Origin of the sequence: Streptomyces stoeckheimensis (assembly GCF_045822005.1) — a bacterium.
In the GTDB taxonomy this organism is placed as follows: domain Bacteria; phylum Actinomycetota; class Actinomycetes; order Streptomycetales; family Streptomycetaceae; genus Streptomyces; species Streptomyces stoeckheimensis.
In genome coordinates this window covers 1591785-1614551 of record NZ_CP169550.1, presented here as the reverse complement: position 1 = coordinate 1614551, position 22767 = coordinate 1591785, and the positions used below count along the sequence as shown (strand labels likewise).

Here is a 22767-nt window from a genome sequence, read left to right as displayed (position 1 = left end):
GCGCGTCGACTCGGTTCGTGTTCAACAGTATTGCTGTCGCACCAACGATGTGAAACGGCAAGGAGCTGCCCATGCCCACGAAACTGCGCCTGCCCGCACCTCCCGACGAGCTCACCCTGCCCGCCCTGCTGGCGCGCAACGCCGCCGAGCACGGAGACCTGCCCGCCCTGTCGTGGCGCGAAGGGCCCGACGGCACGGCCTGGACCACCCTCAGCTGGTCGGACGTCCGCCGCAAGGTGGCCGTCCTCGCCGCCGGCTACGCCTCCCTGGGCGTCGAACGCGGCGAGCACGTCCTGCTGATGATGGGCAACCGCCCCGAGCACTGGCTCACCGACCTCGCCCTGGTCCACCTCGGCGCCGTCCCCGTCACCGTGTACGGGACCTCCGCGCCCGAGCAGATCGCCCACATAGCCCGCCACAGCCGGGCCCGGCTCGCCGTGGTCGAGGGCGCCCGGGAGCTGGCCCGGTGGGAGCCGCTGCTGAGCGACCCCGGCACCCCGCTGGAACGGCTCGTCGTGGCCGAGGCCCCCGAGGCCGGCCCGCACTCGACCTACGCGTCGGTGTACGCGGGCGGGGTCCACCTGCACCGGTCCGAGGCCTTCGAGAAGGCCTGGCGGGAGTCCCGCTCCGAGGACCCGCTGACCGTCGTCTACACCTCGGGCACCACCGGCGACCCCAAGGGGGTGCGCCTGACCCACCGCAACATCGTGCTCCAGGCGGTCCGGCTCGACCGGCACGTGGACCTGCCCGAGCACGCCGAGCACGTCTGCTACCTGCCCTTCGCGCACATCGCCGAGCGGGTCCTCGGCATCTACCTCCCGCTGCTGCGGGCCGCCCACGTCCGGCTGTGCGCGGACCCGACCGCCGTGGCGGCCGCGGTGCGCGAGCTGCACCCCGTGCAGTTCTTCGGGGTGCCCCGGGTGTGGGAGAAGCTGGCCGCCTCCGTACGGGCGGTGCTCGGGCGGCTGCCCGAGGAGCAGCGCCGCGCCATCGAAGCCGCCAACGACCTGGCGCGGGAGCGGGCCGGCCACCGGGAGCGCGGCGAGGAGGTCCCGGCCGGGCTCGAAGCCTCGTACGCCGCGGCCAAGGAACGGGTGCTGGACCCGCTGCTGACGCTGGCCGGGCTGGACCGCCTGGTCTGGACGGCCAGCGCCACCGCGCCGATGCCGATCGACGTGGTCCGCTTCTGGGCGGGCTGGGGGATCACCATCATGGACGCGTGGGGGCTGACCGAGACCTCCGGCGTGTGCACGGTCAACAGCCCGGACGGCTTCCGGCTGGGCTCCGTGGGGCGCCCGATCCAGGGGCTGGAGCTGCGGATCGCCGAGGACGGGGAGATCTTCACGCGCGGGGAGACCGTCTTCGGCGGGTACCTCCTCCCGGACGGTTCGGTGGAGAGCGCCTCCGACGCGGAGGGCTGGTTCCCGACGGGGGACATCGGGCGGCTCGACGAGGCGGGGTTCCTCTGGCTGACCGACCGCAAGAAGGAACTGATCATCACCTCGAACGGGAAGAACGTCTCGCCCGCCCTCGTGGAGAACACCGTCAAGGAACACCCGCTGATCGGGCAGGCCCTGGTGCACGGCGACGGCCGCTCCTACCTCGTCGCCCTCCTCGTCCTGGACCCCGAGCTCGGCCCGGCCTGGGCGCAGGCCCGCGGCATCGAGGCCGCCACGCCCGCGGAACTGGCCGCGCACCCGGCCGTGCGGGAGGAGATCGCCCGGGCCGTCGAAGCCGCCAACGCCCGGCTCAACCGCACCGAGCAGATCAAGCGCTACCGGGTGCTGACCGGGGAGTGGGGTCCGGAGTCGGGGGAGCTGACCCCGTCCCTGAAACTGCGCCGCCGGGTGGTCCGGGAGAAGTACGCGGAGCTGATCGAGGGGCTCTACGCGGAGCCGCACGAAGCCTCGTAGAAAGGTCCGTCACACGAATGGCCCTGCCCGGTGAGCGGATGGAGACTCACCGGGCAAGGGTGGGGAAATGTGTATATGCCCTGAATTCGCCACGCCGCCCGGCAAGGGCGGCTGATCGCCCATGGGTGTGCTGCAAGACCATCCCGAACTCGCCCTGTTCCTCTGCCTCGCGGCCGGCTACCTCCTCGGCAAGGTGCGCGTCGGCCCGATCACCCTCGGCGGCATCTGCGGCACGCTGATCGTGTCGCTGCTGCTCGGCGCCTGGGCCAAGATCGAGATCGACGCCGACGTGAAGACGATCTTCTTCGCGCTCTTCATCTTCGCCCTCGGCTACATGGCCGGACCGCAGTTCTTCGCCAACCTCAACCGCAAGAGCCTGCGCTTCTTCGCGCTCTGCTTCATCGAGCTCGTCAGCGTGCTCGGCCTCGCCTACCTGCTGGCCAAGGCCTTCGACCTCGACGTCGGCACCGCCTCCGGCATCCTCGCCGGCGCGGCCACCGAATCCGCCGTGGTCGGCACGGCCACCGAGGCGATCGGCAAGCTGCCCGACCTGACCCCGGACCAGATCTCCACGTACCAGGGCCACGTGGCCACCGCGTACACGGTCTGCTACCTCTTCGGCCTGGTCACCATCGTCATCTACACCAGCCAGATCATGCCGATGCTGCTCCGCATCAACCTCGCGGACGCCTCGCGCGCACTGTGGGAGAAGCTGCGCGGCTCCGGCGGCGGGCTGGAGAGCGACGAGCGCGAGGCGCTGCCCGGCCTGGTCGGGCGCACCCACCTGGTCACCCTCGCCGACGGCCGCACCGTCGGGAACCTGGAAGCGGCCTTCGGCGGCGGGGTCACCGTGGAGGCCGTCCGGCGCGGCTCCAAGGACCTGACCCCCGCCCCGGACCTCGAACTCACCCTCTCCGACCTCGTCCTCGTCGTCGGCCGGCGCTCCGAGGCCATCGCGGCCGGCCGGGCCATCGGCCCGGAGACCCCGGGTATCCCCGGGGTGGACACCCCGCTGGCCACCCGGCAGGTCGCGATGACCGACAAGTCGGTCGCCGGCAAGTCCCTGGACGAGATCCGCGCCACCCACGCGGAGTTCGGGCGCAGCGGCGTGTACGTGACCGACGTGCTCCGCGGCGAGCAGCACCTGCCCGCCAACCCGGACACCGTCGTCGAGCGTGGTGACGTCATCACCCTCGTGGGCGCCCGCTCGGGCCTGAACCGGATCGTGGAGAAGATCGGCACGGTGGCCAAGAACGACGCCACCGACTTCATCTACCTCGGTCTCGGCATCGCGCTCGGCTCGCTCATCGGCCAGCTCGTGGTCCGCCTCGGCGGGGTCCCGCTCTCGCTCGGCACCGGCGGCGGCTGCCTGATCTCGGGTCTGCTCTTCGGCTGGTTCCGCTCCCGCCGGCAGACCTTCGGCGCCTTCCCGCCGCAAGCCGCCACCACCATCAAGGACATGGGGCTCGCGGTCTTCATCGCCTGCACCGGTCTGACCTCGGGCCCGCAGGCCTGGCCGCTGCTCAAGGAGTACGGGGCCCTGCTGCCGTTCGCCGGGATCGCCATGGTCCTCGTACCGGCCACGATCTCCCTGCTCGTCGGGCGCAAGCTCCTGAAGATCGAGAAGCCGCTGCTGATCGGCGCCATCGCCGGACAGCAGTGCTCCACACCGGCCATCACCTCGGTCACGCAGGTGGCGCAGAGCTCCGTACCGATGCTCGGCTACACGATCACCTACGCGCTCTCCAACTTCCTGCTCCCACTCACCGGACCGATCCTCGTCGGGATCCTCGGCGCCTGACCCCCCACCAGGACGGGTACCAGCATGATCGACTTCCTTGTACGGAACATCTTCAAGCCCCATCCCGAACTCCTGGTCTTCGTCACCGTCGCCTTCGGCTTCCTCGTCGGCAAGCTGCGGTGGAAGGCCATCGGGCTGGGCGCCGTCACGGGCTGCCTCGTCGTGGGCCTGGTCTTCGGCGCCCAGTTCAAGATCACCATCGACGGGACCGTGAAGAACCTCTTCTTCACGATGTTCCTCTTCGCCCTCGGCTACAAGGTCGGCCCGCAGTTCTTCCGGGGCCTGAAGAAGGACGGCCTGCCGCAGGTCCTCAACGCGGTGATCGTCTGCGTCACCGGCCTGCTCGTCTCCTGGGGCTTCGCCGTGATGCTCGGCTACGGCCCCGGGCTCAGCGCGGGCCTGCTCGGCGGCGCACTCACCCAGTCCGCCGTCATCGGCGTCGCCCAGGACGCGATCGGCAACCTTCCGGGACTCAGCCCGTCCGAGATCACCGAGCAGCAGAACCTCGTCGCGGTCGGCTACGCCGTCACCTACCCGCTCGGCACCATCCTCTGCGCGATGCTCCTGGCCAACGTGCTGCCCCGGCTCTACCGCCGGAACCTGGCCGCCGAGAGCGCCCAGCTCGCCAAGGAGCTCGACGCGCCCAGCGACGACCCCGACCTGCACGAGGGCTACTACGAGATCGTCCTGCGGGCCTACACGATCCAGCGGCCCGACCTCGTGGGCCGGACCATCGACGACTTCGAGAACCAGCAGAAGTCGCTGGGCCACCGGATCTACCTCACCCGGATCCGCCGGGACGGCGCGATCGTCGACCACACCCAGCAGACCGTTCTGGCCGCGGGCGACGTCGTCGCCGTCAGCGCCCTGCGCGGATCCCTCGTCGAGTTCGACGCCCGCACGCACATCGGCCCCGAGGCCGACGACGTCGAACTCCTCGGCTACCAGACGGAGAACCTGCACGTGGTCGCCTCCGAGAAGGCGCAGCTGGGCAAGACCATCGCGGAGCTGCGGGCCGAGCCCTTCATGGTCGGCGTCTACGTCGACAAGCTCTACCGTTCCGGCGCGGAGTTCCCCTACCGGCTCTCCACCCAGCTGGAGCGCGGCGACACCCTGATCCTCTCGGGCCCGAAGCGGCTGGTCGGCCCGGCCGGCAAGGCCATCGGCAAGCCGGTCCCGACCAGCTTCGCCACCGACATGATCTGGGTGGGCCTCGGCATCTTCCTCGGCGGCTGCCTCGGCATCCCGGCCCTCACCGCCGGCGGGGTCCCGATCTCGCTGTCCACCTCGGGCGGCGCGCTGATCATGGGCCTGGTCTTCGGCTGGATCCGCGGCAGGTACCCGACCTACGGCAACGTCCCGCCCGGGGCGCAGTGGTTCATGGACACCCTCGGCCTGTGCCTCTTCGTCGCGGTCGTCGGCCTCAACGCCGGACCCAGCTTCACCAGCGGGCTCGCCTCCGCCGGGTGGGGGCTGCTGCTCTGGGGTGCGGTCATCACGCTGATCCCGCTGCTGGTGGGCTTCCTCGTCGGCCATCACATCCAGAAGATCCGCTTCCCGATCCTGATGGGTGTACTGGCCGGCGGCCAGACCACCACGGCGGCGATCGGAGCCGTCAACGAAGAGTCCAAATCCCAGGTGCCGACGCTCGGTTACACGATCCCCTACGCGGTCAGCAACGTACTGCTGACGATCTGGGGCGCGGTGATCGTCCTCCTCAACCACTGAACTCGCCCCTTCACCCCGGCCGCGAGGCCGACCGAACGCCCCCGACGCAAAGGAACGAACCACCGTGCCGGAGACCACTTTCAGCCGCGAGGAGATCCAGTCCTTCGCACAGCTCAGCCCGTTCGAGCTGAAGGACAAGTTCATCCAGCTCGCCACGGCCGCCCAGGCCGACAAGCCGGGCCAGAAGGACACCACCGCCCGCGCCATGCTCAACGCGGGCCGCGGCAACCCGAACTGGATCGCCACCGGGCCGCGCGAGGCCTTCTACGCACTGGGCTACTTCGCGCTGGACGAGTCCCGCCGGGTGTGGACCGCCGACAACCTCGGCGGGATGCCGGAGAAGAAGGGCATCGGGGAGCGGTTCGACTCCTGGACCCGGCGCCACCCGGACCTGCCGGGCGTGGAGATGCTGTCCGCGTGCGTCCAGTACGCCCTGTCGCGCTGGGCGTTCGACAAGGACGCCTTCGTGCACGAGCTGACCGACTCCATCACGGGCGACAACTATCCGGTCCCGGACCGGATGCTGACCCACGCGGAGCACATCGTGCGCGGCTACGTCGCCGACGAGATGTTCGGCAAGAAGCCGCCGGAGGGCACCAACCTGTCGCTGTTCGCGACCGAGGGCGGCACCGCCGCCATGTGCTACATCTTCGACTCGCTGATGAAGAACGGGGTCCTGAAGAAGGGCGACAAGATCGCCCTGATGACCCCGGTCTTCACCCCGTACATCGAGATCCCCGAGCTCGACACCTTCGAGTTCGAGGTGGTCAACATCTCCGCGAGCCTCTTCGCCGAGACCGGCGTGCGCCAGTGGCGCTACCCGGAGGAGGAGGTCGCCAAGCTGGCCGACCCCTCCGTGAAGCTCGTCTGCCTGGTCAACCCGTCCAACCCGCCCTCGCTCGCGCTGAGCGAGCGGGTGGCGAACCAGATCAAGGACATCGTCGCCACCAGCAACCCGAACCTGCTGATCGTGACGGACGACGTGTACGGCACCTTCGTGCCGGGCTTCCGCTCGATCGCCGCCGACCTGCCCCGCAACACCCTGCTCGTGTACTCGTACTCCAAGCACTACGGGTGCACCGGCTGGCGGCTCGGCGTCATCGGCCTGCACGACGACAACGTCGTCGACGAGATGGTCGCGGGCTTCCCCCAGGACCAGAAGGACCGGCTGGCCAAGCGGTACGGCACCCTCAGCCTGGAGCCGGAGAAGATCCGCTTCATCGACCGGCTCGTCGCGGACTCCCGGTCGGTGGCCCTCAACCACACGGCCGGCCTCTCGCTGCCGCAGCAGACGATGATGGTGCTCTTCTCGCTCTTCGACATGCTGGACGAGGGCCAGGCGTACAAGGAGCGCATCCGGCAGATCGTCCACCGCAGGCTCGACCTGCTGCTGGAGGGCGCCCAGATGAAGATCTCCGAGGACGACAAGCGGGCCGGGTACTACATCGAGCTCGACCTGCTGGCCGAGGCGGAACGGGTCCACGGCAAGGACTTCGCGGACTTCCTGGAGAAGAACTACGAGCCCGTCGACCCGCTGTTCCGCCTCGCCGAGCAGACCTCGGTGGTCCTCCTCAACGGCGGCGGCTTCGACGGCCCCCAGTGGTCGGTGCGCGTCTCGCTGGCGAACCTCGACGACCTGGACTACCTGAAGATCGGCCACCACCTGCGGGAGATCTTCAACGACTACGCGAGCGAGTGGGAGCGGTCGAAGGCCAACGGCTGACGGCCGGGGCCGCAGGAAAAGGGGGGTGCCCCGCCGGATCACGGCGGGGCACCCCCCTTTCGGTGTGGCGGATCAGCTGCGGATCAGCGGCCGATCACCGGGTAGTGGTCGCTGAGGTTGTTGTAGGTGTAGGAGGTGCCCCAGCTGGAGACCGTCCAGGGCGCCGACTGCTCCAGGACGACGTTGTTCTCCCAGTTCGCCGGGCGGGCGTTGCCCTTGCGGTAGAGCACGTAGTCCAGGTCCTCGCGCGGGTCCGTCGGGTAGCGGTACTTCGCTATCGAGTTCAGCGCGGTGTCGAAGGAGTACGTGTGCCCCGTGCGGGTGTCGGAGCCGGCCAGGTCGGCGTTGGCCAGCATGCCGGCGAGCTCCGGGGTGCGCGAGTCGACGTTCATGTCGCCCGCCACGATGACCTGCTCGCTCGCCGGGATGTTCTTGCCGTCCAGGAACGCGTCGATGTTCCGGAACTGGCGGGCGCGCATCTCCGCCGCCTCGCCCGCGCCGCAGCCGGGGTCGGTGGACTGGGCGTGCGTGCCGACCACGTGGACCTTGGTGCCGTTCACGTTCAGCACGACGTAGGCGAAGCCCTTGTTGGACCACCAGTCGGCGCCGCAGGCGTCCTTGTAGACCACCTGCTCCTTGCGCACGATCGGCCACTTGCTGAGGATCGTGACGCCGCCGTCCTCCGGGGTGGTGGAGGAGTAGGCGCCGCCCGTGGCGTCCCAGCCGCTCTTGCTGCGGCCCACGACGGGGGTCTGGTACGGGTACTGCGCGGCCGAGTTGGCCTTCAGCGCGTCGGAGGCGCCGTTGTCGAAGGCCTCCTGGACCACGACGACGTCGTGGCCCTGGTACCAGGAGGCCTTGGGGATCTCCGCCGCCCGGTGGTCCTGGCCCCAGTTGGGGTACAGGTTCTTGCTCATCAGGAACGCGTTGTACGACAGGACGCTGAGCCGCGGCGTGGCGCTCTCCGCGGCGGTGGCGGCCGGAGCCGCGGTTGCGACGAGCGATCCGACGGCGATGGCGGCGACGGCCGCGGCGGCGGCGCGGGCCCTGCGGGGCTGGATCTGGGGCATGGAGGTCTCCCTCGTTCCTGTGGGGGAAGATCGGCTCCGCCATCCAAGCAGCCAGGGTTACTTCGCGGTAACACCTGTGACACGGGTTTCTGGACGCAGTGCTACTTCTTCGGTGTTTCCGCGGTCCCGCCCCGGCCGGCCCGGTCCCGGAACCGCAGGAGGAAGTACGGCACCGAGAACAGCGCGACGAGCACCGCGAGGATCAGGGCCAGCGCGACGGCCGCGCCGGTCAGCACCCAGGGGGCCAGGGCCTGCACCACGGCCGAGGGGGACAGGTTCATGGCCGCAGGATGCACCGTCCACAGGGTCCGGCGGAAGCCTCCGGACCCCCTGCATACTGGGAGAACGGCTGGTCGACACCCTGGGGGCACAAGGATGGGCACGAAGCGAAGCGACCCCGAGCCCCCGCCGCCCGGTGGAGTGCTCTGGACCATCGCGGGAGACGTCCGCGCGCTGCTCATGCTGCCCGCCGCCTTCACCCTGCAGGTCGCCCACCCCGCCATCGGCGCCGGGGTCGACGAGCACTCCGTCTTCCGCACCGACCCCTGGGGCCGAGGCGAGCGCTCCCTGCGCTCCGTCCAGCTGTGGGTGTACGGCGGGGCCGACGCCGCCGCCGAAGGACGCCGGGTGCGCCGCCTGCACAAGGAGATCCAGGGCACCGACACCCGGGGGCGCCGCTACCACTCCCTCGACCCCGCCTGCTACGCCTGGGTGCACGCCACCGGCTTCCCCATCTACCTCTACGCCGGGCGCTACCTGCTGCGCCCCTTCACCCCGGCCCAGGAACGGCAGCTCTACCGCGAGTGGCTCCAGGTCGGCCGCATCCTCGGTCTGCACGACCGGGACATGCCGCAGAGCATCGAGGAGTACTGGCCGTACTACCACCGGATGCTGGCCGAGGAGATCGAGCCCACCAAGGTCGCCCGCGAACTCCTCGCCACCGACGCGCCCCTGCCCCGCCCCACCGGAGGCCCGCTGCCGGTCCGGCTCCTGCTGCGCCTGACCTGGCCCGTCCTGCGGGCCGCCTTCCTGCACTTCCGGGCCTTCGTCACCGCCGGCTACATGCCGCCCGAGGCGCGCGCCGCCATCGGTCTGGAGTGGACCCCGGCCCAGGAACGCCGCCTGCGCCGCTTCAGCACCGCCCTGCGCCTGCTCGTACCCCTCCTGCCGGAGCGCCTGCGCTACCTCCCGATCGCCCGCGCGGCCCGGGCGCGCGAACGCGCCGCCGCCCGCTGAGGGGCGACGGCGCGCAGCTCCGTACCGGTGCGGATCAGTGGTGGTCGTGCACCTCGTTCGTCGCGGCGATCTTCTTCCAGGACTTCGGCTCCGCCGCCGGCTTCGCGGCCGGGGAGCGCAGGGTGCCGGTGCCGGTGCCGGTGCCGGTGCCGGTGCCCGTGGTCGCGGCCGGCAGCGTCCTCGGCGCGTTCAGCGCGGAGGCGTCGGGCTTGCCCGGGGTGTACAGCCAGGTCTCGAAGAGCTGCGCGAGCGGCTGGTTGGAGACCTTCTCCGCGTAGCGGACGAAGTCCCCGACCTTGGCGTTGCCGTAGGCGCGCTCGGTCGGCCACCCCTTCAGGATCCGGAAGAACTTCTCGTCACCGATCGTGTTGCGCAGCGCCTGGAGGGCGATCGCGCCGCGGTCGTAGACGGCTCCGTGGAACTGGTTCTCCGGACCCGGGTCACCCGGCTTGACCTGCCAGAACGGGTCCTCGGCCGGCCGCAGCCCGTACGCCCAGTCGGCGAGCTCCTGCGCGGAGCCCTCGCCCTCCTTCTCCGACCACAGCCACTGGCTGTAGCGGGCGAAGCCCTCGTTGACCCAGATGTCCTTCCAGCCGTCGACGGACACGCTGTCCCCGTACCACTGGTGGGCCAGCTCGTGCACGACCACGGACACGTTCGCGCCGTTCGCGAACTGCCGGGGGCTGTAGAACGGCCGGGTCTGCGTCTCCAGCGCGAACCCGCTGGGCACGTTCGGCACGTACCCGCCGAGCGCGTTGAAGGGGTACGGCCCGAAGACCCCCTCCAGCCACTCCGCGACCTCACCGGTCCGCTCGATGCTGGCGCGCGCCGCGCCCGCGTTGTCACCGAGGTCCTGGCTGTAGGCGTTCAGGATCGGCAGACCGCTCGCCGTCTTGTCCGTGGTGATGTCGAACTTGCCGACGGCCAGGGTGGCGAGGTACGTGGCCTGCGGCTTGTTCGAGCGCCAGTTGTACCGGGTCCAGCCCAGGCGGGAACTCTGCGACTGCAGCACGCCGTTGCTGATGGCCTGGGTGCCGTCGGGCACGTTCACCGACACGTCGAAGGTGGCCTTGTCGAGCGGGTGGTCGTTGCTCGGGAACCACCAGGCGGCCGAATCGGGCTCCTGCGCCGCGACGCCGCCGTCCGGGGTGCGCTGCCAGGCCGACCAGCCGTCGACCTTGAACTCCGAGGGCTTGCCCGCGTACTTGACGACCACGCTCGACTGCCTGCCCCGCTGGAGCGGGGAGGCCGGGGTGACCTCGAGCTCCGAGACGCCGGACTTGGCGAACTTCGCCTTGACCCCGTTCACCCGGATCTCGCTGACGTCCAGACCGAAGTCGAGGTTGAAGCGGGACAGGTCCTGCTTGGCGGTGGTGAGCAGGGTGGCGGTGCCCTCGAGCAGGTCGGTCTTCGGCTGGTACTGGAGGCGCAGATCGTAATGGGAGACCTCGTACCCGCCGTTGCCGCTGGCCGGGTAGTAGGGGTCGCCGATACCCGGTGCGCCCGGAACGGAACTCGCCGCCGACGCCGGGATCACCAGCAGAAGGGAGGCGGCGAGCACGCTCGGGGCGATGACTTTGCGGTGCACCTTGAACTCCAAGTGGTAGGGGAGTGGCTTCCGTTCGACCGTATTCACGCCCGGGACCCCACGTCATGTCCATGGCCCCTCCTGTCACACGATCGCCATGCGTCTGAAAAACGCCCGTGCGGAACGCGTCCGTCCGGGCGGCGACGGCCCGCGCACCGCCCCCGGCCTGCGCGGATCGATGTCCGGATCTGCGGCTCGGCCGTCATTGCCCGGGCGTGCGCAGCCTCCTAGCGTTGACGTCGTGGCCCCGCGTCGGGCCACCACCCCACCCCACCTCGCGAGAACGGCACCTCTATGACCACCACCACGACCCTGCGTCAGCTCAATGGCTTCGACGAGACCCCCGCGACCTTCGAGGACGCGGTCCTGGTCCTGGTCGACTACCAGAACACCTACACCGGCGGTGTCATGGAACTCGACGGCTGGGAACCGGCGCTCGCCTCCGCCTCCCGGCTCCTCGCCCGGGCCCGCGAGCTCGGCACTCCCGTCGTCCACATCCGCGACGGCGGCTACGGCATCGACACCGAGCCGGGCACCCTCCACGCCTCCGTGGCCCCCCGGGAGGGCGAGGCCGTCGTCACCAAGTCCGTCCCGAACGGCTTCCACGGGACCGACCTCCACGAGATCATCGAAGCCACCGGCCGGAAGAACCTGATCATCGCCGGGTTCATGACCAACATGTGCACCCTGTTCACCACCGAGGGCGCCTTCCTGCACGGCTACGCTGCCACGGTCGTCGCCGACGCCTCGGCGACGCGCGCGCTGGAAAGCCCGGCGGGCGCCCTGACGGCGCAACAGATCCACCAGGCGGCCCTCGCCACGATCACCGAGCTCTACGGCGTGGTCGTAGCCACGGGAGCCGAACTGAAGTGACCCAGCTGCGGACATAGCCGATGCTTTGGTCGGACACTCAACCGCTTCGGAGTCCGGGTGGTCGCCCTGCCGTACGCGCGGCTGGATCTGCCCGCCGCGCGTTGCGGTGGGCGCTGCTCAGGACGGTGTGGGTGCGGCGTCGGAGGTGGTCGCGTGCTTGTGGATCGCGCCGAGGTAGGGGCGTTCGCGGTGGGGCACGTGGTCGTCGCGGCCTCGTGTGAAGAACACCGCGCAGACGTTCGCGGGGTGGGTGAGGATGCTGGATTGCTTGCCGAACGTGAGGCGGTCGTTGACGTCGTGGCGGCAGTCGGCCGCGTCGAGGGCGGCGATCAGGTCTTCTCGGAGCACTGTGGACGGGTAGGACTCCGAGTCCGGCAAGACCAGGGGCGGCAGCTTGGTCGTCGAGCCCGGCCTGAGACCGATCGAGATTCCGCTCACGAGGCGTCGGGTGACGGACAGCTCCAGGTCGTTCCAAGCGTGGGGGTAGCCGTCGATGTCCGGTATCAGCCGGATGGCGGGGTGCGGGCGCCCCGGACCCAGGAGATCCTCGGCCTCCGTCAGCGGCATGCCGCAGTGAAGCGGGCCGATGCGGCCGGTCCGGGCGAAGTCGACGAGCACGTTCATCAAGGTCACGACGGCGACTCTGGCATCCTCTCGTGCCGGCCCACACCTGGATAACGCGCGCACCACCGCCATGCCCCCCGAGCGCGCCGCCCGGCCGGGACCCGGGGGCGAGCCGGGCGGCGGGGAGCGTGCAGGAAGCGGACCCTTGGGTACCGTACTTCTCTCCATACCAAGCAGTCGTTAGCCTGCCCGCATGACTCTTCCGGAGCGCGCCGCCCGAAGCTGCTGGCACGGGGCGATCAACCCGCTGCACTCGACCGTCTACTTCTCGCCCGACCTCGGCAAGGAGTTCGCCGCCCTCGGGATCACCGACCGCAACGCCGTCAACCTCGCCTCCCGCTCCGCGGCCATGGGTGCGGTCGGCGCGGGCACGGTGACGGCCACCTTCTACAACTACCGCCACGACCTCGTCGCCCGGCACCTGCCCGCCGTCTGGGAGACCGCCACCCCCGCGCAGGTCCTCGCCGCCCGGCTGCGGGCCGTGGACAGCACGCTGCGCCGGCTCCTCGGCGACGAGACGATCGCGTCCCCCGAGGTCGCCGAGGCCGCCGGGCTGGCGATGCGCGCGGCCGAAGCCTGCACCCGGCACGCCCGTACGCTCTACTCGGCCCACGCGGACCTCCCCGTACCCGAGGAACCGCACCTCAAGCTGTGGCACGCCACCACCCTGCTGCGCGAACACCGCGGCGACGGACACCTGGTCGCCCTGCTCACGGTCGGCCTGGACCCGGTCGAGGCCCTGGTCAGCCACACGGCCAGCGGCCACGGCATGACGCCGAAGTACCTCAAGTACATCCGCGGCTGGGAGCAGGCCGACCTGGACGCGGCCGCGGGCCGGCTGCGCGAGCGCGGACTGCTCGACTCCGAGGGCGAGCTCACACCCGAGGGCGCTGCGCTGCGCGAAGCGCTGGAGACGGAGACCGACCGCCTGGACGAGGCTCCGTACGAGCACCTCGGCGCGGCCGGAGTCGCCCGGCTCGCGGAGATCGGCGGTGGTTTCACCGTGCAGGCCTTCGTCGCCGGAGCCTTCCCCGCGGACCTCATGGGCAAGGCCTGAGACCGGACGGGCCCGGCTCCCGACGTCCGCCGCCGCCACCTGCCACAATTGGCAGCCTTCCGACGCAGCACGCTGCAGGCTGCACGCAGTACGCAGCACGGACCAGCAGCACGAACACGTACGAAGGCAGGCGGGACCGCACAGTGACGATGTCCATCGAAGGCAGGATCGCCGAGGAGCTCGGCGTACGGGAGCGGCAGGTCAAGTCCGCCGTCGAGCTGCTCGACGGCGGCTCGACCGTGCCGTTCATCGCGCGCTACCGCAAGGAAGCGACCGAGATGCTCGACGACGCCCAGCTGCGCACCCTGGAGGAACGGCTGCGCTACCTGCGCGAGCTGGAGGACCGGCGCGCGGCGATCCTCGACTCCGTACGGGAGCAGGGCAAGCTCGACGCCGAGCTGGAGGCCCGGATCAACGCGGCCGACACCAAGGCCCGGCTGGAGGACATCTACCTCCCCTTCAAGACCAAGCGCCGCACCAAGGCACAGATCGCCCGCGAGGCCGGCCTCGCGCCGCTCGCCGAGGGGCTGCTGGCCGACCCGTCGGCGGAACCGGCCGTGGCGGCCGCCGCGTTCGTGGACGCCGACAAGGGCGTGGCCGACGCGGCCGCCGCCCTGGAAGGCGCCCGCGCCATCCTCACCGAGAAGTTCGGCGAGGACGCCGACCTCATCGGCGAACTGCGCGAGCGCATGTGGGGCCGCGGCCGGCTCGCCGCGAAGGTCCGCGAGGGCAAGGAGGAGGCGGGCGCCAAGTTCGCCGACTACTTCGACTTCACCGAGCCGTTCACCGCCCTCCCCTCGCACCGCGTGCTCGCCATGCTCCGCGGGGAGAAGGAGGACGTGCTCGACCTCACCCTGGAGCCGGAGGACCGCGAAGACGCAGCCACGCCCGGCCCCTCCACGTACGAGGGCATGGTGGCCCGCCGCTTCGGGATCAACGACCGCGGCCGCCCCGGCGACAAGTGGCTCGCCGACACCGTCCGCTGGGCCTGGCGCACGAAGATCCAGGTGCACCTCGGGATCGACCTGCGCTCCCGGCTGCGCGCCGCCGCCGAGGACGAGGCGGTACGGGTCTTCGCGTCCAACCTGCGCGACCTGCTGCTCGCCGCACCCGCCGGCACCCGCGCCACGCTCGGGCTGGACCCGGGCTTCCGCACCGGTGTGAAGGTGGCCGTGGTGGACGCCACCGGCAAGGTGGTCGCCACCGAGGTGATCTACCCGCACGTGCCCGCCAACAAGTGGGACGACTCGCTCGCCAAGCTGGCCCGGCTGGCCAAGGAGCACGCGGTCGAGCTCGTCGCCATCGGCAACGGCACCGCCTCCCGGGAGACCGACAAGCTCGCCGCGGACCTCATCGCCCGCCACCCCGAGCTGAACCTCACCAAGGTGATGGTCTCGGAGGCCGGCGCCTCCGTGTACTCGGCTTCCGCCTTCGCCTCGCAGGAACTCCCCGACATGGACGTGTCGTTGCGCGGCGCGGTCTCCATCGCCCGGCGCCTGCAGGACCCGCTCGCCGAACTGGTGAAGATCGACCCGAAGTCGATCGGCGTCGGCCAGTACCAGCACGACCTGTCCGAGGTGAAGCTCTCGCGTTCGCTCGACGCCGTGGTCGAGGACTGTGTGAACGGTGTCGGCGTCGACGTCAACACCGCCTCCGCGCCGCTGCTTTCGCGCGTGTCGGGGATCAGCGGCGGACTCGCCGAGAACATCGTGGCGCACCGCGACGCCAACGGCCCGTTCCGCAACCGCAAGGGGCTCAAGGACGTGGCCCGGCTGGGCCCGAAGGCGTACGAGCAGTGCGCGGGCTTCCTGCGGATCCGCGACGGGGACGACCCGCTGGACTCCTCCAGCGTGCACCCCGAGGCCTACCCGGTGGTCCGTACGATGGGCAAGACGGCGGGCAGCGAGGTGGCGGCCCTGATCGGCAACACCGGTGTGCTGCGCTCGCTGCGGCCGGAGCAGTTCGTCACCGAGGCCTTCGGCCTGCCGACGGTCACGGACATCCTGCGCGAGCTGGAGAAGCCCGGCCGGGACCCGCGGCCCGCCTTCAAGACGGCGACCTTCAAGGAGGGCGTCGAGAAGATCGGCGACCTGGCCCCCGGGATGATCCTGGAGGGCGTGGTCACCAATGTGGCCGCCTTCGGCGCCTTCATCGACATCGGCGTCCACCAGGACGGGCTGGCGCACGTCTCGGCGCTGTCGAAGAACTTCGTCAAGGACCCGCGCGACGTGGTGAAGCCGGGCGACATCGTCCGGGTCAAGGTCATGGACGTGGACATCCCGCGCAAGCGGATCTCGCTGACGCTGCGGCTGGAGGACGAGGCGGAGCGCGGCGGCGGCGCCGACGGCGGTGCGCCGAGGCAGCGCGAGGAGCGGGGCGAGCGGCGCGGCGGCGGCCGGCCCCCGCAGCAGCGCGGCCCGGGCGGCCAGAGCGGTCAAGGCGGCGGCCAGGGCGGCCAGGGCGGCTCCCGCGACGGCGGCAAGGGCCGCCGCCAAGGCGGCCAGGGCGGTCAGGGCGGCCAAGGGGGCGGCGGCGGCCAGCGACAGGGCGGCGGCGCTCCGGCACCCGCCAACAGCGCGATGGCCGACGCCCTGCGTCGCGCGGGGCTCAGCGGCCCCGACGAGCGGGGTGGCCGCAAGCGCTAGCCGTTCGTGGCAGTGCGTGCCGGATTGGCTGAATAGGCACCCGACATGGGGACATACCTTGCCAACCCATCCGGATGATCTGTAGGGATGACGGAACGCCCGTTCGTCTTTCGGCGAACGGGCTTCCGCTTTTCCTCCTCAGGACCGCACTCCCGAGGTCGCCTTGAAGGCAAAGGACGTCATGCCCCTGCCCACGCACGCCTACCATCGTTGCCCGAGAAAGGGTCCGAAGAGGGAACACATGCGCCACCCTCAACCCAGTCTGCGCAAACGGTGCGAGGCGATTCTCGGCCGTCTTGACCTGAGACACCCCTTCTCGCTCGACGGACTGTGCGAGCGGATAGCCGAACAGCGGGGCCGTCCCATCCGGCTCCACCCGCTGCCCAAGGAGGCGGCGGAGTCCGGAGTGTGCGGACTGTGGGTCGGGACCGCCGACGTGGACTACGTCTTCTACGAGGCCCAGACCACCCGGCTGCACCGCGAGCACATCGTGCTCCACGAGATCGGTCACATCCTCTTCGGGCACCACTCGCTGGAAGCCCCCGTCGAGGACTCCCCGGGCGCCGGAGGGGCGGACGGACCCGTCCCCACCGTGCTCGGCCGCACCAACTACACCACCCGCCAGGAGCGGGAGGCGGAGATGCTCGCCAGCATGATCCGCATCCGCACCGGGACCCGCGGCCCGCACCTCGGCCACGGCGCCGCGGGCCGTGACACGCTCGCCCGGCTGGAGTCGGCGATGGGCTACGAGCGGCGCGGACGGGGGCCCGTCCACCGTGGCTTCTGATCTGATCGCCTTCGGCGACGCGCTCGCCGTTCCCGGCGTCGTGTGCCTCTGGATCGCCGTCCTGCTCCGCGCGCCCGGCGCCCTGCGCGCCCCGCACCAGCGCGGCCTGTGGCTCGCCGTCGCCACCGCCGCGGCCGCGATGACCCTGAACCTCCCCGACGTCGTCGCCTACGCCATGGGCCGCGACCCGGACTACGCGCACACCATCGGACTCGTGCGCAACCTCATCGGGGTCCTCTCGGCCGGCGCGGTGCTGTACTTCGTGGCCGCCGCCACCCGGGGCCGCCGGCTCCAGATCGCCTCCGGCGTCGGCACGGTCCTGTGGCTGACCGTCCTCGTCGTCCTGGACGCGGCCGCGCCCGACCACGGCACGCACACCATCCCGCCCGTCGGCGAACCGGTGCCCTCCCTCGCGTACTGGCTCGTGCTGATCTCCGCGCACCTGATCGCCAACACCGTCTGCGTCTCCGTCTGCTGGCGCTACAGCCGCCGCGCCGAGAGCCGGGGCCTCGCCGCCGGACTGCTGCTGTTCGGCCTCGGCACCGCGCTCGCCGGGGTGTTCTGGTTCGTGTACCTGCTCAAGGCGCTGTTCGGCTTCACCTGGGCGGTGCCCGCCAACCCGTTGCTGATGAACGTGCACGGACTGCTCCGCGCCGCCGCGATCCTCGTCCCGACGCTGTTCACCTTCCGCCGCACGGCCGCCGACACCGCCACCGCCTGGCGGCTGTGGCCGCTCTGGCGCGATCTGGTCCACGCCGTCCCGCACGTCGCCCTCAACGAGCCGCGCGCCGGCCGGGTGCTGGAACTGCTGTGGCCGCCGGTCCCGCGCAACCTGCTCGTCTACCGCAAGGTCATCGAGACCCGCGACGCCATTCTGATCCTGGGGGAGTACGTCGCCCCCGGCGTGCCCGAGCTCGCGCGCAGCCACGTGGCCGGCAGCGGAGTGCCCGCACAGCGGGCCAGTGCGGCCGCGCTGGCCTGCGTACTGAAGGAAGCGCGGCAGGCGAAGCTGGCCGGGATCCCGCAACAGCGGTCCGACGAGAACGCCTTGGAGCTGCCCGCAGCCCTCCAGACCTCGGCCGAGGGAGGCGACCTGGACGGCGAGGCCCGCTTCCTGGTGGACGTGGCCCAGGCCTACGCCTCACCGGCCACGGCCGGTTTCACCGCGTGAGACGCACGAGCACGCGCCACCAAACACGCAACACGTCCGACAGCCAGGAAGTGAACGTCTCTTGACCACCACCGTACTGATCACAGGGGCCAGCGCCGGACTGGGCGCAGCCTTCGCCCGCGGCTTCGCCGCCAAGGGCTGCGACCTCGTCCTCGTCGCCCGCGACAAGGGCCGCCTCGAAGGCGTCGCCGCGGACCTCGCCCGGGAGTTCGGCTCGGTCTGCGAGGTGCTCCCCGCCGACCTGCTCGACGCGGACGGTCTCGCAGCCGTCGCCGAGCGGCTCGCCGACCGGGCCCGGCCCGTCGACATCCTGGTCAACAACGCCGGCTTCGGGCTCCCCGCGCCGTTCCCGTACAACCCGGTCGAGGACGAGGAGCGGATGCTCGACCTGCTGGTCAAGGTGCCGCTCCGGCTCACCCACGCGGTGCTCCCGGGCCTGCGCGAGCGCCGCCGCGGCGCGGTGCTCAACGTCTCCTCGGTGGCCGGCCTGCTGCCGACCGGGACCTACGGCGCCGCGAAGGCCTGGATCACGGCCTTCAGCGAGTCGCTGCGCGTGGACATGGAGCCCTACGGGGTCCGCGTGCTGGCGGTGGTCCCGGGATTCACCCGCACCGAGTTCCAGGAGCGCGCCGGGATGGACGTCACCGCCCTGCGCGACGCGGTGTGGCTGGAGCCGCGCGACGTGGTGGCCAAGGCCCTGAAGGACTTGGCCCTGCGCCGCCCGGTGAGCATCACGGGCCGGCACTACCGGGCGTACGCGGTGGCGGTCCGCCATCTTCCGCGGGCCTTCGTGGCCCGGAAGATGGCCCGCAAGCGGCGGGCCCCGGCGGACCGGCCGGACGGGAGCTGACGGCCGGTCGGGAGCTGACGGCCGGACGGGAGATGACGCCGTCGTCAGCGCAGCCCGGTGCGCGGCCCTGTGGCAGGGTCGCGCACGTCTGGGTTGGAGGGCGGGTCAGCAGTCGCCGTGGTTGTAACCTCCGTAGCCGTAGTCGTCATCGTCGTCCCACCAGCCGCCGTGGTGCCAGCCGTTGTCGTCGTGGTCCCAGCCTCCGGCGACGTAGCTCACGTGCTGGGCCGGGGCCGCCGCCGAAGCGGTGCCCGCCGTGCCGAGCGCGGCCCCGCCGGCCATCAGGAGACCGGCTGCGGAGACCACGAAGAGGCGCTTCGCTCTCAGTGCAAACATGAGAAATTTCCCTTTCCTCCCACCCTCCTCGAACCTCTCCGAGGCACGGAGGATGGAACCGCGGGCCGCGTACGCGACGGGCCGCGCGGAATCGGATACAGGGCCGCCGAACATGCGGAAGCACAGGTCCGCCTACCCTGGCGACGTGGAACGGCCGGCCATGGGGGCGTGCTCCGCGGTTGCGGCTCTCACCCACAAAGGCTAATCGCGCTCGAGCCGGTCGGCATCTCGGGCGGAGCTCCGGTCTACAGCTCGGTGACCTTGCCGTCCGCGACGTGCATGCGGCGGGTCACCTGGACCGCGTCGAGCATCCGGCGGTCGTGGGTGACCAGCAGCAGGGTGCCCTCGTAGGACTCGAGAGCGGACTCCAGCTGCTCGATCGCCGGCAGGTCGAGGTGGTTCGTCGGCTCGTCCAGCACCAGCAGGTTCACCCCGCGCCCCTGGAGCAGCGCCAGGGCCGCCCGGGTGCGCTCGCCGGGCGAGAGGGTTGCCGCCGGGCGGGTCACGTGCGCCGCCTTCAGGCCGAACTTGGCCAGCAGGGTGCGGACTTCGGCGGGCTCGGTATCGGGCACGGCGGCGCAGAAGGCGTCGATGAGCGGCTCCTCGCCGAGGAACAGGCCGCGGGCCTGGTCGACTTCGCCGACCCGGACGCCCGAGCCGAGGGTGGCGGAGCCGGAGTCCGGGGCGAGGCGGCCCAGGAGGACGGCCAACAGGGTCGACTTTCCGGCCCCGTTGGCGCCGGTGATGGCGACCCGGTCCGCCCAGTCGATCTGCAGGCTCGCCGGTCCGAAGCCGAAGTCCCCCCGCTGGACGACCGCTTCGCGCAGGGTGGCCACCACGGAGCCGGAGCGCGGGGCCGCCGCGATCTCCATGCGCAGCTCCCACTCCTTGCGCGGCTCGTCGACCACTTCGAGCCGCTCGATCGCGCGCTGCGTCTGACGGGCCTTGGAGGCCTGCTTCTCGCTCGCGTCGGCGCTGAACTTCCTGGCGGACTTGTCGTTGTCGGTGGACTTGCGCTTGGCGTTCTTGACGCCCTTGTCCATCCAGCCGCGCTGCATCGCGGCCCGGTCCTCCAGGGCCGAGCGCTTGTCGGAGTACTCGTCGTACTCCTCGCGGGCGTGGTTGCGGGCCCGCTCGCGTTCCGCCAGGTAGGCGTCGTAGCCGCCGCCGTAGAGGTTGATCTGCTGCTGCGCCAGGTCCAGTTCGAGGACCTTGGTGACGGTGCGCGTGAGGAACTCGCGGTCGTGGCTGATGACGACCGTGCCGGCGCGCAGTCCCTTCACGAACTGCTCCAGGCGCTCCAGACCGTCGAGGTCCAGGTCGTTGGTGGGCTCGTCGAGCAGGAAGACGTCGTAGCGGGACAGCAGCAGCGAGGCGAGGCCGGCGCGGGCGGCCTGGCCGCCGGACAGCGCGGTCATCGGCAGGTCGAGGCCGACGGACAGCCCCAGGTCTTCGGCCACCTGCAGGGCCCGCTCGTCGAGGTCGGCCCCGCCGAGGTTCAGCCACCGGTCGAGGGCGTCCGCGTACGCGTCGTCCGCGCCGGGGGTGCCGTCCACGAGACCCTGCGTCGCCGCGTCGAGCTCCGCCTGGGCCGCTGCCACACCGGTACGGCGGGCGAGGAACTCGCGGATCGACTCGCCGGGGCGCCGCTCCGGCTCCTGGGGGAGGTGCCCGACGGCGGCGCTGGGCGGCGAGAGGCGCAGCTCACCGGTCTCGGGGGCGTCCAGCCCGGCGAGCATCCGCAGCAGGGTGGACTTCCCGGCGCCGTTGACGCCGACGAGGCCGATGACGTCGCCGGGGGCGACGACGAGGTCGAGATCGGCGAAGAGCGTGCGCTCACCGTGCGCGGCGGTGAGCTTCTTGGCGACGAGGGTTGCAGTCATGATGCCCCGATCCTATCCGCGCCCCGCGCGCTCCGGTCCCGGGGCCGGGGACGGAGCGGGGGCCGGCCGGCGGGTCACGCGCCGATGAGCCGGAGGCCCGCCCACAGGGCCGTCACCGAGGCGGCGAGGGCGGGCACGGTGGTCAGCACGCCGAGCCGGGTGAAGTCCCCGAGCCTGACGCCGTCGTACCCGTCCGTGTGCAGGATCCGCCGCCACAGCAGCGTGGCCAGGGAGCCCGCGTAGGTCAGGTTCGGCCCGATGTTCACCCCGATCAGCACGGCCAGCACCGGCCCCGCGCCGCCGGCCGAGGCCACCGGGAGCAGGGCCAGTACCGCGGGCAGGTTGTTGATCAGGTTGGCCAGTACGGCGGCCACCGCCGCCACCGCGAGCAGCGCCGGCAGCGAATCCCCGGCCGGGGTCACCCACTCCAGCCCGTCCCCGAGCCCGTGGTCCACGACCGCGCGCACCACCACCCCCAGTGCCAGCACGAACAGGCAGAAGGCAGGAGCCGTGGAGCCCAGGATCGCCGCCGGGGTGGTCTCCCGGCGCCGCAGTGCCCGTACGGCCAAGGCGAGCGTGCCCGCCAGCGCCGCCCAGGCGGGGCTGGCCCCCGCGAAGGAGGCGAGCGCGAAGCCGGCCAGGGTCAGCGCGAGCACCCCGGCCGCGAACCGGGGCAGCGGCGCCTGCTCCACGGCCTCGGGCACGTGCTCCGGGGCCGCCGCCAGGTCGCCGCGGAAGAAGCGCCGGAACACCGCGTACTCCACGCCGATCGCAGCCAGCCAGGGCAGGGTCATGAGCGCGGCGAACCGGGTGAAGGAGAGCCCGCTCGCGGCGAAGGCGAGCAGATTGGTGAGGTTGGAGACCGGCAGGAGGAGCGAGGCGGAGTTCGCCAGGTGCGCGGTCGCGTAGACGTGCGGGCGTGGCCGGGCCCCCAGCCGGGAGGCGGTCGCGAGCACCACCGGGGTCAGCAGCACGACGGTCGCGTCCAGGCTCAGCGCGGCGGTGACGACCGAGGCGACGGCGAACACCCCGCCGAGCAGCGCCACCGGCCCCCGCCCGGCCGCCCGCCGGGCCACCGCGGCGCCGGCGGCCTTGAACAGTCCCTCGTCGGCGCAGAGCCGGGCCAGCGCCAGGATCACCGCGAGGAAGCCGACCACCGGCAGCAGCTCGCGGGTCTGCTCCCAGGCGTCGGCCGGTGGTACGACGCCCAGCACGACGAGCAGACCGGCGGCGGGCACGGCGGCCGCGGCCTCCGGCAGCCCGCGCGGCCGCAGGACGGCGAAGGCCAGCACCCCGAGGAGGAGAGCGGCGGACAGGCATGCGGCGGCGACGGGGTACAGGACGGGCTCCGGAGCGAGGGAGAAGAGAAGGGGAGAGCGTACGGGGACGCGCCGACAGGCCGCCGGGCCGGGGGCAGGGCACGCGGCGGGGCCGGTGGCGGGGCCAGGACAGGATCGCACCCGGACCCGTATGGCCGGATAG

Annotated in this window: 18 protein-coding genes; 11 read left to right on the top strand and 7 right to left on the bottom strand. The window is 71.6% G+C overall.

The features are described 5' to 3' along the window. Positions 1 to 71 precede the first annotated feature (71 nt). From ACE1OC_RS07650 to ACE1OC_RS07635, 4 genes are all read left to right on the top strand, one after another. Positions 72 to 1913: an AMP-dependent synthetase/ligase gene (locus ACE1OC_RS07650; RefSeq protein WP_407836346.1), complete on the top strand. Its 1842-nt coding sequence runs from the start codon at positions 72 to 74 to the stop codon at positions 1911 to 1913. Positions 1914 to 2034: 121 nt separating this feature from the next. Further along, a complete protein-coding gene (gene aspT / locus ACE1OC_RS07645; protein ID WP_407836345.1) occupies positions 2035 to 3714 on the top strand; it encodes an aspartate-alanine antiporter in 1680 nt (559 codons plus the stop codon). 24 nt (positions 3715 to 3738) lie between these two features. Then, positions 3739 to 5442 (top strand): aspartate-alanine antiporter, encoded by a 1704-nt coding sequence (aspT, locus tag ACE1OC_RS07640; RefSeq protein WP_407836344.1) that lies wholly within the window; start codon positions 3739 to 3741, stop codon positions 5440 to 5442. A gap of 64 nt (positions 5443 to 5506) precedes the next feature. After that, entirely contained in the window at positions 5507 to 7165 is a 1659-nt protein-coding gene (locus tag ACE1OC_RS07635; RefSeq protein ID WP_407836343.1) for a bifunctional aspartate transaminase/aspartate 4-decarboxylase, read from the top strand. An 83-nt stretch (positions 7166 to 7248) separates the two neighbouring features. Here ACE1OC_RS07635 and sph read toward each other — a convergent pair whose 3' ends face one another. After that, positions 7249 to 8235, bottom strand: a complete 987-nt coding sequence (gene sph / locus ACE1OC_RS07630; RefSeq protein ID WP_407836342.1) for a sphingomyelin phosphodiesterase — start codon at positions 8233 to 8235, stop codon at positions 7249 to 7251. 101 nt (positions 8236 to 8336) lie between these two features. Next, positions 8337 to 8516 (bottom strand): hypothetical protein, encoded by a 180-nt coding sequence (locus ACE1OC_RS07625; RefSeq protein WP_407836341.1) that lies wholly within the window; start codon positions 8514 to 8516, stop codon positions 8337 to 8339. Between the two features lie 94 nt (positions 8517 to 8610). On the opposite strand from ACE1OC_RS07625, the gene ACE1OC_RS07620 reads away from it, so the two are divergent. After that, complete coding sequence (locus ACE1OC_RS07620; RefSeq protein WP_407836340.1) at positions 8611 to 9471, top strand: oxygenase MpaB family protein; 861 nt, start codon at positions 8611 to 8613, stop codon at positions 9469 to 9471. Between the two features lie 34 nt (positions 9472 to 9505). Here ACE1OC_RS07620 and ACE1OC_RS07615 read toward each other — a convergent pair whose 3' ends face one another. Then, positions 9506 to 11059 (bottom strand): M1 family metallopeptidase, encoded by a 1554-nt coding sequence (locus ACE1OC_RS07615; RefSeq protein WP_407836339.1) that lies wholly within the window; start codon positions 11057 to 11059, stop codon positions 9506 to 9508. Between the two features lie 294 nt (positions 11060 to 11353). Here ACE1OC_RS07615 and ACE1OC_RS07610 point away from each other — a divergent pair, with 294 nt between their 5' ends. Next, positions 11354 to 11932: a cysteine hydrolase family protein gene (locus ACE1OC_RS07610; protein WP_407836338.1), complete on the top strand. Its 579-nt coding sequence runs from the start codon at positions 11354 to 11356 to the stop codon at positions 11930 to 11932. A 117-nt stretch (positions 11933 to 12049) separates the two neighbouring features. Here the strand turns inward: ACE1OC_RS07610 and ACE1OC_RS07605 are convergent, their stop codons facing one another. Next, complete coding sequence (locus ACE1OC_RS07605) at positions 12050 to 12565, bottom strand: hypothetical protein (protein WP_407836337.1); 516 nt, start codon at positions 12563 to 12565, stop codon at positions 12050 to 12052. A 184-nt stretch (positions 12566 to 12749) separates the two neighbouring features. On the opposite strand from ACE1OC_RS07605, the gene ACE1OC_RS07600 reads away from it, so the two are divergent. The 5 genes from ACE1OC_RS07600 to ACE1OC_RS07580 all read left to right on the top strand — a co-directional run bounded on the left by ACE1OC_RS07600 (position 12750) and on the right by ACE1OC_RS07580 (position 19066). Then, positions 12750 to 13613: an SCO6745 family protein gene (locus tag ACE1OC_RS07600; RefSeq protein ID WP_407836336.1), complete on the top strand. Its 864-nt coding sequence runs from the start codon at positions 12750 to 12752 to the stop codon at positions 13611 to 13613. A 143-nt stretch (positions 13614 to 13756) separates the two neighbouring features. After that, on the top strand, positions 13757 to 16258 hold the full coding sequence (locus tag ACE1OC_RS07595; protein WP_407836335.1) for a Tex family protein: 2502 nt from the start codon (positions 13757 to 13759) through the stop codon (positions 16256 to 16258). A gap of 241 nt (positions 16259 to 16499) precedes the next feature. Then, positions 16500 to 17045 carry a hypothetical protein gene (locus tag ACE1OC_RS07590; RefSeq protein WP_407836334.1) on the top strand — a complete coding sequence of 182 codons (546 nt, stop codon included), beginning with the start codon at positions 16500 to 16502 and terminating at the stop codon, positions 17043 to 17045. Beyond that, entirely contained in the window at positions 17035 to 18216 is a 1182-nt protein-coding gene (locus ACE1OC_RS07585; RefSeq protein ID WP_407836333.1) for an MAB_1171c family putative transporter, read from the top strand. The genes ACE1OC_RS07590 and ACE1OC_RS07585 overlap by 11 nt, the downstream gene beginning before the upstream one ends. A 61-nt stretch (positions 18217 to 18277) precedes the next feature. Further along, positions 18278 to 19066, top strand: coding sequence for an SDR family NAD(P)-dependent oxidoreductase (locus tag ACE1OC_RS07580; protein ID WP_407836332.1), 789 nt, complete (start codon positions 18278 to 18280; stop codon positions 19064 to 19066). 105 nt (positions 19067 to 19171) lie between these two features. Here the strand turns inward: ACE1OC_RS07580 and ACE1OC_RS07575 are convergent, their stop codons facing one another. From ACE1OC_RS07575 to ACE1OC_RS07565, 3 genes are all read right to left on the bottom strand, one after another. After that, a complete protein-coding gene (locus tag ACE1OC_RS07575; protein ID WP_407836331.1) occupies positions 19172 to 19402 on the bottom strand; it encodes a hypothetical protein in 231 nt (76 codons plus the stop codon). Between the two features lie 245 nt (positions 19403 to 19647). Beyond that, entirely contained in the window at positions 19648 to 21285 is a 1638-nt protein-coding gene (locus ACE1OC_RS07570; protein WP_407836330.1) for an ABC-F family ATP-binding cassette domain-containing protein, read from the bottom strand. Between the two features lie 74 nt (positions 21286 to 21359). Beyond that, a complete protein-coding gene (locus ACE1OC_RS07565) occupies positions 21360 to 22601 on the bottom strand; it encodes an SLC13 family permease (protein WP_407841503.1) in 1242 nt (413 codons plus the stop codon). Positions 22602 to 22767 lie beyond the last annotated feature (166 nt).

Excerpts from the sequence above, each read along its gene's own strand:
- ACE1OC_RS07650 (WP_407836346.1), top strand. The coding sequence starts at position 72 with ATGCCCACGAAACTGCGCCTGCCCGCACCTCCCGACGAGCTCACCCTG.
- aspT (WP_407836345.1), top strand. The coding sequence starts at position 2,035 with ATGGGTGTGCTGCAAGACCATCCCGAACTCGCCCTGTTCCTCTGCCTC.
- aspT (WP_407836344.1), top strand. The coding sequence starts at position 3,739 with ATGATCGACTTCCTTGTACGGAACATCTTCAAGCCCCATCCCGAACTC.
- sph (WP_407836342.1), bottom strand. The coding sequence starts at position 8,235 with ATGCCCCAGATCCAGCCCCGCAGGGCCCGCGCCGCCGCCGCGGCCGTC.
- ACE1OC_RS07625 (WP_407836341.1), bottom strand. The coding sequence starts at position 8,516 with ATGAACCTGTCCCCCTCGGCCGTGGTGCAGGCCCTGGCCCCCTGGGTG.
- ACE1OC_RS07620 (WP_407836340.1), top strand. The coding sequence starts at position 8,611 with ATGGGCACGAAGCGAAGCGACCCCGAGCCCCCGCCGCCCGGTGGAGTG.
- ACE1OC_RS07610 (WP_407836338.1), top strand. The coding sequence starts at position 11,354 with ATGACCACCACCACGACCCTGCGTCAGCTCAATGGCTTCGACGAGACC.
- ACE1OC_RS07600 (WP_407836336.1), top strand. The coding sequence starts at position 12,750 with ATGACTCTTCCGGAGCGCGCCGCCCGAAGCTGCTGGCACGGGGCGATC.
- ACE1OC_RS07590 (WP_407836334.1), top strand. The coding sequence starts at position 16,500 with ATGCGCCACCCTCAACCCAGTCTGCGCAAACGGTGCGAGGCGATTCTC.
- ACE1OC_RS07575 (WP_407836331.1), bottom strand. The coding sequence starts at position 19,402 with ATGTTTGCACTGAGAGCGAAGCGCCTCTTCGTGGTCTCCGCAGCCGGT.
- ACE1OC_RS07570 (WP_407836330.1), bottom strand. The coding sequence starts at position 21,285 with ATGACTGCAACCCTCGTCGCCAAGAAGCTCACCGCCGCGCACGGTGAG.